The following is a 14,167-nucleotide window of genomic DNA, read 5'->3' on the forward strand; positions in this document are numbered from 1 at the left end:
GTTGCGGACGAACCGACAGATGATTAGTCCATGACTTGCCCCATGTCTGAGACGCCGAAACTGGACTTCGGTGGCACGACTCCGTACGAGGACTACGTGCACGCGTCCGTGCTGCACACGTTGCAGCAGCAGTGGTCGAAGGACCCGCGGGAGATGTCGTTCCTGGTGATCACGCAGGTCATGGAGCTGTACTTCGGGCTGCTGTGCTTCGAGTGGCGGCAGGCGCAGACCGAACTGCGCGCGGACGACCTGCGCGCCGCGGTCCGCACGCTGCGCCGCAGCGACCTGCACATGCAGGCGTTGTCGGCCGCATGGCGCCCGATCGCCCGGATGACGCCGACGGAGTTCAACTCGTTCCGCGACGCCCTCGGCGAGGGCTCGGGATTCCAGTCCGGCATGTACCGCGAGATGGAGTTCCTGCTCGGCGAGAAGTCGCGCTCGATGCTCGTGCCGCACCGCGCGGTGCCCGCCATGCACGACCAGCTGGAGAAGTCGCTGCAGCAGCCTTCGCTGTACGACGACGTGCTCGCCGCGTTGAAACGTGCGGGCTTCGCCATTCCGCAGGCGGTGCTGGACCGCGACGTCAGCCAGGCCTACGAGCCGTCGCACGAGGTCGAGGAGGTCTGGGCGGCGATCTACCGCGGGCACGACCGTGACCTGCTGGAACTCGGCGAGGCGCTGACCGACATCGCCGAGGAGTTCGCCCGCTGGCGCTACGACCACCTGCTGGCGACCCGGCGTTCGATGGGCGCCAAGGTCGGGACGGGTGGGTCGGCCGGGGTGGCGTGGCTGGAGAAGCGGACGCAACGATCGGTGTTCCCGGAGTTGTGGACCGCGAGGAGCTACGTGTGAAGCGAGAGCTGTTCGACCTCGAAGACGGCGTGATCTACCTGGACGGCAACTCGCTCGGCGCACCTCCCAAGGCGGTCGCGGAACGCGTGCAGGACGTCGTGCGGCACCAGTGGGGCCGGCGGCTGATCCGGTCGTGGTCCGAGGGCTGGTGGGAGGCGCCGCAGCGGATCGGTGACCGGATCGGCCGGCTGGTCGGTGCCGCGCCGGGCCAGGTCGTGGTCGGCGACTCGACGTCGGTCAACATCTTCAAAGCGCTCATGGCGGCCGTGCACGGGACCTCGCGCGGCGAGATCGTCGTGGACGCCGGGACGTTCCCGACGGACGGCTACATCGCTTCCTCAGTTGCTTCTCTTGCCGGGCTTCGGATCCGGCCGGTGTCACCGTCCTCTTTGGAGCTTTCCGAGGACACGGCGGTCGTGCTGCTCAACCACGTCGACTACCGGACCGGCGAGCTGTACGACATGGCACGGCTGACCGAGCAGGCGCACGCGGTCGGCGCGAAGATCGTCTGGGACCTGTGCCACAGCGTCGGCGTGCTGCCGATCGAACTCGACGCGCTGGGCGTGGACCTGGCTGTCGGGTGCACCTACAAGTTCCTCAACGGCGGTCCCGGCTCGCCCGCTTTCATCTACGTGCCAACGGCTTCGCAGGCGACGTTCGAGCAGCCGCTGTCCGGGTGGAACGGGCACCGCTCGCCGTTCGCGATGGAACCCACCTACACGCCGGACCCCGGTGTGGTGCGGGCCCGCGTCGGCACGCCGGACATCCTGTCGATGCTGGCGCTGGACGCCGCGCTGGACGTGTGGGACGACGTGGACCTGGCCGAGCTGCGCACGCGCGGGCTGGAGCTGACCGCGTTGTTCCGGCAACAGGTGGAGAAGCTGACCGACCTGGAAGTGATCACGCCCGACTCCGAGTGGCGTGGCAACCAGGTCTCGCTGCGCTGCCCTGATGCCAAGCAGGTCATGGACGAGCTGATCGCGCGCAACGTGATCGGCGACCACCGCCCGCCGGACGTGCTGCGGTTCGGGTTCGCGCCGCTCTACGTACGTGACGAGGACGCGATCAGGGCTGCCGAGGTGCTGGCGGAGATCATCCGCTGAGTGCGGCGTCCGCGATGCTCGTCGCCTCGCGGGCGCCCGCTTCCAGCGTGGAGCAGACGAAGCGGATCCACTGGCCGACGCCTTCGGGCGTACCGGAGGCGAACGCCTCGGCCGCCGCCTCGTACTCGTCCTTGCGGCGCAGGCAGGACACCTCCGGCACGCCGAGCCCCTTCGGGTCCAGGCCGGTGGAGATCGACGTGAGCCGGGCCGCGGCGCGCGCGATCACGCCGTTCGCGGAGTCGAAGGGCCGCAACGTCAACAGCTCGCCGTGCACGACGGCGACCAGCACGGGCGCGGGCGCCGAGGTGCCGCCGGTGACCAGTGAACCGAGCATCGTCAGTCGTTCGGACACACCGCGCTGCTCGCTGGGGCGGCCCACTTCGGCGGTGAGGTCGGCCGCCGCCAGGACGTGCAGTTTCGCGAGCACCTGCAGTGGTGCGCGCTGCCACGTGGCGACGAGTCCGCCCAGTGCCTCCGCGACCCGCAGCGATCCGGTCAGCACCGGCTCGGACACCGCGCCATCAGCCGGAATCTCGGTCGGACCGCCGTCGAGCGCGGCCGACGCACGGGCCGCCCGCACCGATGCCTCGGCAGCCGTGGTAGCCCAGCCTCGCAAGTTCACCCGATGGCGGTGCACCTGGAAGACGGCGTCCTTCGCCGCGGCGACGGCATCGGCCACGTCGGGCAGGTCGAGCAGCGGAGCGAGCGGATCTGTCACGGTGGCGCACAGTACCTGACCAGGTGAAATGAGTGACCCAGCTCACTAACCGCGCCACTGGGCGCATTTCGGCGTGCGTTCAACGCCGTAGACGTGCGTTTTTCCGACAAATCGGGTTACACAGTGAATGCCCTGCATGCACCAACCCTCGATTGGTCTGAACCTTTCGGGGGAGGAACCTGTTGGAGTGAACTGGCTCGCACTACGGTCAGTACCCGCATCCCCTAGCGGTCTGGATTTCCCAGGAGGTCTCGCACCATGACCCAGTCGCAAGGCCAGGGCCCAGCCCTGGACAACCTGCTCACGGAGAGCAGGACGTTCCCGCCCAGCGAGGAGTTCGCCGCACAGGCCAACGCGCAGCCGGACCTGTACGAGGAGGCGAAGGCGGACCGCGAGGCGTTCTGGGCGAAGCAGGCGGAGCGGCTGCACTGGGACACCAAGTGGTCGCAGGTTCTGGACTGGTCGGACGCGCCGTTCGCGAAGTGGTTCGTCGGCGGCAAGCTGAACGTCGCCTACAACTGCGTCGACCGGCACGTCGAGTCCGGTCACGGCGACCAGATCGCCATCCACTGGGAGGGCGAGCCCGGCGACAGCCGTGCGATCACCTACGCGGAGCTGCAGCGCGAGGTGTCGAAGGCCGCGAACGCGTTGACCTCGCTCGGGATCGGGGCCGAGGACCGCGTCGCGATCTACATGCCGATGGTGCCCGAGGCGATCTTCTCGATGCTCGCCTGCGCGCGGCTCGGCGCGATGCACAGCGTCGTGTTCGGCGGCTTCTCCGCCGAGGCGCTGCGCACCCGCATCGAGGACTCGTCGTGCAAGCTCGTCATCACGACCGACGGCCAGTACCGCCGCGGCAACCCGGCCCCGCTGAAGCCGGCCGTGGACGAGGCCGTCGCGAACACGCCGTCCGTCGAGCACGTGCTCGTCGTGCAGCGCACCAAGAACGACGTCGCGTGGACCGAGGGCCGCGACATCTGGTGGCACGAACTGGTCGACCAGCAGTCCGACCAGCACACGCCCGAGGCGTTCGACTCCGAGCACCCGCTGTTCATCCTGTACACGTCGGGCACGACGGGTAAGCCCAAGGGCATCCTGCACACGTCCGGCGGCTACCTGGTGCAGGCGTCGTACACGCAGCACAACGTGTTCGACCTCAAGCCGGACACCGACGTCTACTGGTGCACCGCGGACATCGGCTGGGTCACCGGCCACAGCTACATCGTCTACGGCCCGCTGTCGAACCGCGTGACGCAGGTCGTCTACGAAGGCACGCCCAACACCCCGCACGAGGGCCGGCACTGGGAGATCGTGCAGAAGTACGGCGTGTCGATCTACTACACGGCGCCGACGCTGATCCGCACGTTCATGAAGTGGGGCGCGGACATCCCGGCGAAGTACGACCTGTCGTCGTTGCGCGTGCTGGGTTCCGTCGGTGAGCCGATCAACCCCGAGGCGTGGATGTGGTACCGCGAGAACGTCGGTGGCGACAACGCACCGATCGTGGACACGTGGTGGCAGACCGAGACCGGCGCGATCATGATCTCGCCGCTGCCCGGCGTGGTGTCGACGAAGCCCGGTTCCGCGCAGCGCCCGCTGCCCGGCATCAGCGCCAAGGTCGTCGACGACCAGGGTGTCGAGGTGCCGCACGGCGGCGGTGGCTACCTGGTGCTGGACGAGCCGTGGCCGTCGATGCTGCGCGGCATCTGGGGCGACGACGAGCGCTACCGCGAGACGTACTGGTCGCGCTTCGCCGAGCAGGGCTTCTACTTCGCCGGCGACGGCGCGAAGTACGACAACGACGGCGACATCTGGCTGCTCGGCCGGGTCGACGACGTGATGAACGTGTCCGGTCACCGCATCTCGACCACCGAGGTCGAGTCGGCGCTGGTGTCGCACCCGACCGTGGCCGAGGCCGCCGTCGTCGGCGCGTCCGACGCGACGACCGGTCAGGGCATCGTGGCGTTCGTGATCCTGCGCGGTGGCGCGGGTGACGAGGCGTCCGGCGCCGAGGCGATCAAGGCGCTGCGCGACCACGTGGCCAAGGAGATCGGCCCGATCGCCAAGCCGCGGCAGATCATGGTCGTGCCCGAGCTGCCGAAGACGCGGTCCGGCAAGATCATGCGCCGCCTGCTGCGCGACGTGGCGGAGAACCGTCAGGTCGGCGACGTGACGACGCTGGCCGACTCGTCCGTGATGGACCTGATCTCGGCGGGCCTGCAGTCGGGCAAGTCCGAGGACTGAGGTTTATTTAGCAACACGAAGGGGAGTCGCCTCGGCGGCTCCCCTTTCGCGTTAAGATCCCTTCAGGGTGAGCCGGGAAGTCTGGTCGGCACGAGGATTCGTCGTACCTTCCCGAGGAGTTGATCGCCCTTGTCGCGCAGGCACCCCGTCACCGAGTTCGCCCGCTACCTGCGGACCGAGACCGTGGGCGGCATGGTCCTGCTGGGTGCGACGGCCGTCGCCTTGATCTGGGCCAACTCGCCGCTGTCCGACGCGTACTTCGGGCTGCGCGATCTCGGGGCCGGACCGCTGACCGTGGGCGGGTGGGCGAAGGACGGCCTGCTCGCGATCTTCTTCTTCGTCGCCGGGCTCGAACTGAAGCGCGAGCTCGTCGTCGGTGAGCTGTCGACCTTCAAGGCCGCGGTGCTGCCCGTGGTGGCCGCGCTGGGCGGCATGATCGTTCCGGCGCTGACCGCGTTGACCCTGGCCTGGGGTTCGCCTGGGATCGAGAAGGCGTGGGCCATCCCGGTCGCGACGGACATCGCGTTCGCGCTGGGCGTGCTGGCACTGACCGCGTCGGGGCTGCCGAGCAGCCTGCGGATCTTCCTGCTGTCGCTCGCGGTCGTGGACGACCTGGGCGCGATCATCGTGATCGCAGTGCTGTTCACGTCGCACTTCAACGTCCTCGCGGCGCTGCTGGTCGTGGTTCTGCTGGCTGCGTACTGGTTCCTGCAGCACAAGCGGATCTCCTCGCCGTGGCTGTACGTGCCGATCGCGGTGGCTACCTGGTGGTTCATGCACGAGTCCGGGATTCACGCGACGATCGCCGGTGTCGCGCTGGCGTTGCTGACGCGCGTGCGCCGCGACCCGTACGAGAACGAGGCGCCCGCGATCCGGCTCGAGCACCGGCTGCAGCCGTGGTCGGCCGGCCTCGCGGTGCCGGCGTTCGCCCTGTTCGCCGCCGGTGTGCCGGTGAACGGCGCGGCGTTGTCCGCACTGTTCAGCGACAAGATCGCCATGGGCGTGATCGCCGGTCTGCTCGTCGGCAAGATGGTCGGCATCGTCGGGTCGTCGGCGCTGGCGGTGGGGCTGAGGCTGGCGGTGTGGCCGTCGGGCGCCGGGCCGCGGGACATCGTGGCGGTGGCGATGCTCGGCGGGGTCGGGTTCACCGTGAGCCTGTTGATCGCTGATCTGTCGCTTCCGGACCCGGACACCGCGAAGGCCGCCGTTCTGCTCGCGTCGCTGGCCGCGTCACTGCTTGCCGCGGTGTTGCTCATTCGCCGCAGCCGGGCACATGGCACGATGTCGGAGTGACCACCAGGGAGCACGTTCCGTCGATTCCGCTGACCGCAGACGACCCGACGGCTGAGCAGTCCATCGGCGGCCTGGTCCGCGATGCGACGGCCCACGTGTCGACTCTGGTCAGAGCAGAGGTCGAGCTCGCCAAGGGCGAGATCAAGGCCGAGGTCAAGAAGGGCCTGAAAGGCAGCGTCTACTTCATCGTCGCGCTGACGGTGTTGTGCTTCAGCCTGTTCTTCCTGTTCATGACCCTCGGGTTCGTGCTCTACGACATCGGCCTCCCGTTCTCGCTGGCGTTCGGCATCGTCTTCGTCACCATGCTCGTGACGGCGGGCCTGTTCGGTTTCCTCGGTTACCGCAAGGTCAAGAAGATCCGCGCGCCGCAGCGGACGATCGAGTCGGCCAAGGGCACCATGGCCGCGCTGCGACACCGCGGCGACGACAACTGAGCCGCGTCCCCGACCCGTCCGTGGTCCGGGTCAACGGCCCGTGGACCCACCGCGACGTGTCGGCCAACGGCATTCGCCTGCACGTCGCCGAACTCGGCGACGGCCCCCTGGTGCTGCTGCTGCACGGCTTCCCGGAGTTCTGGTGGTCCTGGCGGCACCAGCTGACCGCCCTGGCCGACGCCGGCTACCGCGCCGTCGCTGTCGACCTGCGCGGCTACGGCGACTCCGACAAGCCCCCGCGCGGCTACGACGGCTTCACCCTCGCCGGTGACATCGCCGGCCTCGTGCGCGCGTTGGGAGACCAGCGGGCCCACCTGGTCGGACACGCCTGGGGCGGGATGCTCGCGTGGACTGTGGGCGCGATCCACCCCCGTGTCGTGGCGTCGGTGTCGGCACTGGCCGCACCGCATCCGCTGGCGCTGCGCCGGGCCGTGTGGCGCACGCCCAGGTCGTACGGCTACGTCTTCCGGTTCCAGCTGCCGATGTACCCGGAACGCTGGCTGACCAGGGAGAACGCGGTGACGGTCGCCCGGCTGCTGCACGCGTGGTCCGGGCCGAAGTGGCGGGTGGCGCCGGAGTTCGACGAGGTGATCCGGCGCAACCGGCAGGCGATGCTGGTGCCGGGCGTCGCGCACAGCGCCATGGAGTACTACCGCTGGGCGATGCGGTCGCAGCTGCGCAGCGACGGACGGCGGTTCGTCGACGCGGTGGACCGGCGGCTGTCCGTGCCGGTGCTGCAACTGCACGGAGCGTTGGATCCGGTGATCAGGGAACAGACCGCGCTCGCGTCCAAGCAGTGGCTCGGCGCCGGGTCGGAGTTCCGGTCGCTGCCCGAGGTGGGGCACTTCCTGAACCAAGAAGTGCCCCACACCACGAGCCGGATCCTGACCGAGTTCATCGGGCGAAACTGACCTGCCGGTAGGCGTTCTCCAGTTCCCCGGCCGGGTCTTCGGGCATTCCCTTGCTACGCCAGGCGATGTAGCCGTCCGGACGGATCAGCGACGCGCCATCTTCGGAGACCCCGAACGCCTCCGACACTCCGGTGCGGTGGTGTTCGATGTGGAGCGCCTTGGCCGCCGCCGCCCACCGGTCGTCCTCGGCGAGCAGCACCCAACCACGTTGCAGCAGGTCCAATGTGGACCTTCCGTCGGCCATCCGGACATGTGGTGCGCGGGTGCCCGGCTGACCCGCCCATTCGTCAGGACGCAATGCGTCCGGCAGGTCCGCACCGGCCCCGATGATCCCGGCGGAACGGTAGAGCTGGCCGAACCCCATCGCGATGTCGTCGATGACCGGGCCGGCGTCCCCCGGTCCGTTCGGGTCGTGGCCGTCGTTGTGGGCGAAGATCTGGTCGTGACTCAGCAACGCGACGGGCCTGCGCTCCGGTTCGTAGGTCTCCAGCAGCTCCGGCCCGGACGAACCGTCCAGCACGGCGGCGATCTTCCACGCCAGGTTGTGCCCGTCCTCGATGCCCACACTGGCGCCATAGCCACCTCGGCTGGGCGGCAACGTGTGCGCGGCGTCGCCCGCCAGGAAGATCCGGCCGGCCTGGAAGGTGTCGGCGACCGACGCGGTCACCTCCCACCGCCCGGTCGTGATCAGCTCGACGTCCACATCGGACCGGCCGATCGCCCGGAAGATCTTCTCCCGCAACACTTCCTCGCTGTACTCGGTGTCGCCCTTGAGCATCAACACCCACCGGCCGTCGCCATACGTGGTGAGGAACCCCAGATCGTCGATGACGAACTGGCCGAACCCCTTCCCCAGGTACTCGTCCAGCGACGCGCGGAACAGCACGCTGCGCGACGTGCTCAGGTGCCCGCGGCCGGACCGGCCGATGCCCAGCGCCTCGCGCACCGGGCTGCGGTGGCCGTCGGCGGCGAGCAGGTAGTCCGCCCGGATCTCGTACGGACCCTCCGGGCCTTCGACCACCGCGGTGACGCCCTCGTCGTCCTGGGTGAACGACGTCATCCGGGTGCTCATGCGGATGTCGGCGCCGAACGAGCGCGCCTTGTCCCGCAGCAGCGGCTCCAGTTTGTCCTGAGCGAGCCCGGCGCCCCGCATCGGCGAGTACTCGATGCCGGGTGGCGGAGCGGGTGAGGCCCACGGCATCTCCTCGAACCACTCACCGGCGAGGCTCTCCACCCGGATCCGGCCCACCGACGGGCCGGGGCCCTCGCGCTGCGGGATCTCGTCCTGCAACCCCACCGCACTGAAGAGCTCCATCACCCGCGCCCGGTACCCGACCGCACGCGGGTGCAGCGAGCTGCCCGGATATTTCTCGACCAGCACGGTGGGCACCCCTCGCCAGGCCAGGAACATCGCCGCGGATGATCCGGCCAGCCCACCGCCGACCACGAGCACAGAAGTTCGCACGATCGCCTCCCTCGATACACCGTATCTCTCGATACACTGTATCGCAGCGGACGGTGTATGGTTCAACACGTTTTCAAGATCGGTGGGAGGAACGATGCTCGTCTGGGAACGGCCGGAGCCGCCGAGCAAGCCGACTCCCAGCCCGTTGAGCAGGGAGAAGATCGTGCGGGCCGCGATCACGCTGGCCGACGCCGACGGTCTGGTGGCGGTGTCGTTCCGCAAGGTCGCGGCCGAGCTGAATGCGGGCCCGATGCGGCTCTACGGCTACGTCGAGACCAAGGACGAACTGCTGGACCTGATGGTCGACGCCGTCTACGGCGAGATCTCGCCGCCCCAGCCCGGCGACGGCTGGCGGAGCGCGCTGCAGACGGTCGCGCGGAGCCTGCGGCAGGCGGCACTGCGCCACGACTGGTTCTCCGACCTGCTGGGCGGCCGCCCGCACATGGGGCCGAACGCCCTGGCGTTCACCGAAGCGTCACTCGTGGCACTGGACGGCGCACCGGAGTTCGACCACATCGACGACGTGATGGGCGCCGTCGGCACGGTGCGCGGTTACGTGATCGGAGCGGTCCGCAACGAGATCAGCGAGGCCCGTGCCGAACGCGCGAGCGGCATGAACGAACGACAGTGGCAGACCGCGTCCGGGCCCTACATCGAACGAATGCTCGCCACCGGCCGGTTTCCCATGCTGGCCAGGGTGGTCCACGAGGCGACGCATCCGGACGCCGACACGGTCTTCGAAGGCGGGCTCGAGCTGATCCTCGACGGAATCGAGGCCCGGCTCACGAAGCGCAGCCCTGGGTAGAAGCCCGCCGGACCATCGTCGGCGCCTTCTGCACCACCGACGAGACCTGCTGTGCGGTCAGCACGAAGCCGGTCTCCTGGTCGTCCACCGCGGCACCGAACACGACGCCCATGACACGCCCCTGCGGATCGACCAGCGGTCCACCGGAGTTACCGCTGCGCACCTTCGCGCGCACGGTGTAGACGTCCCGCGTCACGGTCTGCGCGTCGTAGATGTCCGGCCCGCGCAGCAACGGAATCCGCTCGCGCACCCGCGCTTCGGAGGCCGTGTACGGACCGTCCAGCGGGTAGCCGAGCACGATGCCGTCCTCGCCCTGCTGGATCTCGTCGGTGCGGAACTGCAGCGGCTGCGCGTCGAGGTCCGGCACCGCCAGCACGGCGACGTCCATCTGTGCGTCGTAGTGCACGACCGTGGCGTCGAACTGCCCCCGGCCCACCTCGACGGTGACCTCGTTGGTGCCGGCGACGACGTGCGCGTTGGTCATCACGCGCTGCGGCGAGATCACGAACCCGGTGCCCTCCAGCGCCCGCGAGCACGACGGCGCGCGGCCGCGGACCTTCAGCACCGACGACCGCAGCTTCTGCACCACCGGTGAGCCCGCGAGCTGCGGGTTGGGCGGCCCGACCTCCTTGAGCGGAGTCCGGTTGAACGGGTCCATCGCGGCCGGGAAGCCGGAGACGTCGAACAGCTTCTGCAGGTCCTGCGAGAGCTTGCGGGCCGCCTGCGGCATGGTGTCGTCGACGGTCTTGAGGATCACCGACTGGTTCAGCGCCCGCGCCAGGTCCGGCAGACCGGCGACCGAGGTCAGCGGCAGCGCGATCATCCACGCGACGATGAACACCACGCCGCCCTGCACGACGGCGCCCAGCGCGTTGTCGGCGCCGCGCAACGGCGAGGCGTTGACCTTGGCCTTCACCGTCCGGCCGATGTACACGCCGATGGTCTCGCCGAGCGCGACCAGCAACACGACGATGCCGACCGCGAAGACCACCTTGGTCACGACGTTGTCGAACTGCGAGACGAGCAGCGGTGCGATCTGGGTCCCCAGGATCAGGCCGACGAGCACGCCCACGAACGCGGGCAGCGCGACGACCATGCCCTGCCTGGCGCCCGAGACCGCGGCGATGGCGGCCAGGCCCAGTACGAGCAGGTCAACCCAGTTCAACCGAAACCTCCGCCTCGCTATGTAGCGCGCAACGCTAGTTCAAGGTCCCGCACATCCGTCGCATCCCACGGCCGTTCCCAGCCACCGAGTGCGAGTAGTCCGTTGAGCAGGCCCGCGGTGAAGCCCCACACCAGCATGCCCGGTGCGGCGAAGGCAGCTCCCAGATAGCCCGACGGGTGTCGTACCCGGAACCGGTTGGCGGGGTCCGCAAGGTGCGCGATCGGCACACGAGCGACCGCTGCCGTCTCGGCGGGGTCGACTGGCGCGACGGGGCTCGGCTGTTCCCAATAGGCGAGCACTGGCGTGACCACGAACCCGGACACCGGAACGTACAGCTCCGGCAGCTGGGCCACAGGTCTCACTCCTGTCGCAAGTACACCTGTCTCCTCGTAAGCCTCGCGTAATGCCGTGGCCACCGGGCCGTCGTCGCTGGGGTCCGCGGCCCCGCCGGGGAACGCCACCTGGCCGGGATGCGAGCCCAGCGTGTCCGCCCTGCGCAGCAGCAACACGTCCGGGCCGTCGTTGCCTTCGCCGAAGAGCATCAGCACCGACGCCGGCCGGCCCGAATTGTCCGGCGGCGGCGAGATCCTGGTGAACGCCTTCGAGTCGATGTTCTCGGTGGCCTTGACGAGTCGCGTCATCCACTCCGGCAAACTCAACGGACCGCCTCCCCCACCTGATCCGGTGACGTGAACACCAACGGGTTCGTCACCTGCCGGACCGTGCCGTCAGCCTGCACCACGAAGCTCGCGGGCAGCGACTTCGGCGCCTTGAGCTGCCTGCGCAACGCGTCCGCGTCGTCGAACACCGACGGCAACTTGACGCCGAGCTTCGCGAGCAGCTCCAGCCCGTCGCCCTCCCGGCTCTCCACCAGCACCGGCAGCACGGGCACCGCGCCCGGCCGCTGGGCGTAGGTGTCGAGCACGCGCAGCTCGTCCTGGCACGGCACACACCACGTCGCCCAGAAGTTGATCAGGAGTGGCCCCTTGAGCGCGACGGCCGTCCGGGTGCCGTCACCGAGGCACGTCACCTGGACACCACCCTCCGAACCCGGCAGGCATTGCCGCAGCGAGGCCTGCTGGCGCAGTGCGGCGAGGTCCTGAGTTGGACGCTCCGGCCGCGGCGGGGGTTGCTCCGCGCCGCCCCGCGGCCACAGCGCGACCACGCCCGCCACGGCGAGCACCAGTACGGCGACGAGCCAGCGCGTGCGGGTGTTCACCCGAGCTTCTCACCGGCCCTGACCCGCTCGGCCAGGGCGAGCAGGTGGTCCCTCTCCTCGCCCTTCACGAGCTTGGCCGCCTTGACCGGATCCTCCGGCCCGGTACCGAACGAGGGGCAGTCCGGCGCCAGCAGGCAGGCGCCGCACGCAGGCGTTTTGGCGTGACAGACGCGGCGGCCGTGGAAGATGATCCAGTGCGACGCCATGGTCCAGTCGCGCTTCTCGATGATCGCGCCGATCGCGTGCTCGACCTTGACCGGATCTTCCTCGGTGGTCCACTTCCAGCGCCGGACAAGTCGTCCAAAGTGGGTGTCGACTGTGATGCCGGGCACACCGAACGCGTTGCCGAGAACCACGTTGGCCGTCTTGCGTCCTACACCCGGGAGCTTGACCAGCTCCTCGAGCTTGCCGGGAACCACACCGTCGTGGCGCTCGACCAGTGCCGCACCGAGACCCATAAGAGATGTCGTCTTGTTCCGGTAGAAACCGGTCGGGCGAATCATCTCCTCCAACTCAATCCGGTCGGCGCCGGCGTAGTCGGCGGCCGTCGGGTACTTGGCGAAGAGCGCGGGGGTGACCTCGTTGACCTTTTTGTCGGTGCACTGCGCGGACAGCACGACCGCGACGATCAGCTCGAGCGGCGTCGTGAAGTCCAGCTCGCAGTGCGCGTCGGGGTAACCCTCGGCCAGCGTTCGCACCATCCGACGGGCCCTGCGGACCAGGCCGATCTTGGTTTCCGGTTTCGAGGCTCGGGGCACACAACAAGCCTAGTCAACACGCCGACAAGACCCCCTGACGCGTCATCGAATCCCTCATGCGCGAGGATGCGGAGCATCATGACTGCCTGGTTCGTCATCGCCGTACCGATCGTGATCATGTTCTTCGCGCTCTTCATGGAGCGCGTGGAAGCGAAGCTCCGGCACGTCGCCGTGCAGGAGGACGAGGTCGAGGAGTTCCTGGAGTCCGCCCGTCCCGACGAGGTCAGGGCGCTCTACGGACACGGCATCGGTCGCGCACTGGAACTGTTCCGTCTCCGTCGTCTGGGTGGCCGCGCGCGGAACCTGAGCAAGAAGCGCGTTCGCTCGTGAACTAGACTGGCTCGTTGGGCTCTGGATCGAAACAGCACCGTATTCCAACTAAGACGGCGAGCCGGTCAGCGATCCACAGGACAGCCCTTAGACTGCAACGCAGTGATCGACGGCACGGCGCTGACATCACCAAAGGCGGTGATGGGCGTGCCGTCGCGTCGATTAGGAGGGATGAGGTGGACGAGACCCTGGCCCGCGCGGGCATCTTCCAGGGTGTTGAACCGGCTGCAGCGGAGGCCTTGGCGCAGACGCTGGAGTCGGTCGAGTTCCCGCGCGGTCACGTGATCTTCGCGGAGGGTGAGCCGGGCGACCGCCTGTACATCATCCAGTCCGGCAAGGTGAAGATCGGCCGAAAGTCCCCGGACGGTCGCGAGAACCTGTTGGGGATCTTCGGGCCCTCCGACATGTTCGGCGAGCTGTCGATCTTCGATCCGGGACCCCGCACGTCCACCGCCACCACGGTGACCGAGGTGCGCGCGGTGTCGATGGACCGTCCCGCCTTGCGGCAGTGGATCACCAACCGGCCGGAGATCGCCGAGCAGCTGCTGCGGGCGTTGGCGAGGAGGCTGCGCCGGACGAACTCCATGCTGGCCGACTTGATCTTCACCGACGTGCCCGGCCGCGTCGCCAAGGCGTTGCTGCAGCTCGCGCAGCGCTTCGGCTCGCAGGAGGCCGGCCTGCTCCGCGTCACGCACGACCTGACGCAGGAGGAGATCGCCCAGTTCGTCGGCGCGTCCCGCGAGACCGTGAACAAGGCCCTGGCCGACTTCGCGCACCGCGGCTGGCTGCGCCTGGAGGGCAAGTCCGTGCTGATCCTGGACCCGGAGCGCCTGGCTCGACGCGCTCGCTAGGTCGTTACATAACAAAGGG

15 protein-coding genes are annotated in these 14,167 nt (G+C 68.9%); 9 read left to right on the forward strand and 6 right to left on the reverse strand.

Annotated features, from left to right (window positions below; genetic code table 11):
* The first annotated feature begins 42 nt into the window (after positions 1-42).
* Positions 43-852, forward strand: coding sequence for a tryptophan 2,3-dioxygenase (locus QSK35_RS25575; RefSeq protein WP_285750021.1), 810 nt, complete (start codon positions 43-45; stop codon positions 850-852).
* The gene (gene kynU, locus QSK35_RS25580; RefSeq protein WP_285750022.1) at positions 849-1,955 is read left to right on the forward strand and encodes a kynureninase; all 1,107 of its coding nucleotides are present in this window, start codon (positions 849-851) and stop codon (positions 1,953-1,955) included. The genes QSK35_RS25575 and kynU overlap by 4 nt, the downstream gene beginning before the upstream one ends.
* Here the strand turns inward: kynU and QSK35_RS25585 are convergent.
* Positions 1,945-2,673 (reverse strand): Fic family protein, encoded by a 729-nt coding sequence (locus QSK35_RS25585; RefSeq protein ID WP_285750024.1) that lies wholly within the window; start codon positions 2,671-2,673, stop codon positions 1,945-1,947. The genes kynU and QSK35_RS25585 overlap by 11 nt on opposite strands.
* A 258-nt stretch (positions 2,674-2,931) precedes the next feature.
* Between QSK35_RS25585 and acs the strand changes: the two genes are divergently transcribed.
* The 4 genes from acs (at position 2,932) to QSK35_RS25605 (ending at position 7,555) form a co-directional block, all read left to right on the forward strand.
* Positions 2,932-4,917, forward strand: coding sequence for an acetate--CoA ligase (gene acs / locus QSK35_RS25590; protein WP_285750025.1), 1,986 nt, complete (start codon positions 2,932-2,934; stop codon positions 4,915-4,917).
* Between the two features lie 192 nt (positions 4,918-5,109).
* Entirely contained in the window at positions 5,110-6,210 is a 1,101-nt protein-coding gene (gene nhaA / locus QSK35_RS25595; RefSeq protein ID WP_502881717.1) for a Na+/H+ antiporter NhaA, read from the forward strand.
* Positions 6,207-6,644, forward strand: coding sequence for a phage holin family protein (locus QSK35_RS25600; protein ID WP_285750027.1), 438 nt, complete (start codon positions 6,207-6,209; stop codon positions 6,642-6,644). Before nhaA ends, QSK35_RS25600 begins: the two co-directional genes overlap by 4 nt.
* Positions 6,641-7,555, forward strand: a complete 915-nt coding sequence (locus tag QSK35_RS25605; RefSeq protein WP_285750074.1) for an alpha/beta fold hydrolase — start codon at positions 6,641-6,643, stop codon at positions 7,553-7,555. Before QSK35_RS25600 ends, QSK35_RS25605 begins: the two co-directional genes overlap by 4 nt.
* Here the strand turns inward: QSK35_RS25605 and QSK35_RS25610 are convergent.
* Positions 7,539-9,020, reverse strand: a complete 1,482-nt coding sequence (locus QSK35_RS25610; protein WP_285750028.1) for an FAD-dependent monooxygenase — start codon at positions 9,018-9,020, stop codon at positions 7,539-7,541. The genes QSK35_RS25605 and QSK35_RS25610 overlap by 17 nt on opposite strands.
* Positions 9,021-9,114: 94 nt before the next feature.
* Between QSK35_RS25610 and QSK35_RS25615 the strand changes: the two genes are divergently transcribed.
* Positions 9,115-9,825 carry a TetR/AcrR family transcriptional regulator gene (locus QSK35_RS25615; protein WP_285750029.1) on the forward strand — a complete coding sequence of 237 codons (711 nt, stop codon included), beginning with the start codon at positions 9,115-9,117 and terminating at the stop codon, positions 9,823-9,825.
* Here the strand turns inward: QSK35_RS25615 and QSK35_RS25620 are convergent.
* Genes QSK35_RS25620 through nth form a run of 4 tightly spaced genes read right to left on the reverse strand, consistent with a single transcriptional unit; the run spans position 9,803 to position 12,910 of the window.
* Complete coding sequence (locus tag QSK35_RS25620) at positions 9,803-10,990, reverse strand: MarP family serine protease (RefSeq protein ID WP_285750030.1); 1,188 nt, start codon at positions 10,988-10,990, stop codon at positions 9,803-9,805. The genes QSK35_RS25615 and QSK35_RS25620 overlap by 23 nt on opposite strands.
* A gap of 17 nt (positions 10,991-11,007) precedes the next feature.
* Positions 11,008-11,631, reverse strand: a complete 624-nt coding sequence (locus QSK35_RS25625; protein WP_285750031.1) for an NUDIX hydrolase — start codon at positions 11,629-11,631, stop codon at positions 11,008-11,010.
* Positions 11,632-11,645: 14 nt separating this feature from the next.
* Positions 11,646-12,209: a TlpA family protein disulfide reductase gene (locus tag QSK35_RS25630; protein ID WP_285750032.1), complete on the reverse strand. Its 564-nt coding sequence runs from the start codon at positions 12,207-12,209 to the stop codon at positions 11,646-11,648.
* Positions 12,206-12,910: an endonuclease III gene (gene nth / locus QSK35_RS25635; RefSeq protein ID WP_285750075.1), complete on the reverse strand. Its 705-nt coding sequence runs from the start codon at positions 12,908-12,910 to the stop codon at positions 12,206-12,208. Before nth ends, QSK35_RS25630 begins: the two co-directional genes overlap by 4 nt.
* Before the next feature lie 135 nt (positions 12,911-13,045).
* Here nth and QSK35_RS25640 point away from each other — a divergent pair, with 135 nt between their 5' ends.
* Both QSK35_RS25640 and QSK35_RS25645 read left to right on the forward strand, forming a co-directional pair.
* Positions 13,046-13,297, forward strand: a complete 252-nt coding sequence (locus tag QSK35_RS25640; RefSeq protein ID WP_285750033.1) for a hypothetical protein — start codon at positions 13,046-13,048, stop codon at positions 13,295-13,297.
* 176 nt (positions 13,298-13,473) lie between these two features.
* Complete coding sequence (locus tag QSK35_RS25645; protein WP_015097742.1) at positions 13,474-14,148, forward strand: Crp/Fnr family transcriptional regulator; 675 nt, start codon at positions 13,474-13,476, stop codon at positions 14,146-14,148.
* Positions 14,149-14,167: the final 19 nt, after the last annotated feature.

The organism is Lentzea sp. NBRC 105346 (assembly GCF_030269605.1).
Taxonomy (GTDB): domain Bacteria; phylum Actinomycetota; class Actinomycetes; order Mycobacteriales; family Pseudonocardiaceae; genus Lentzea.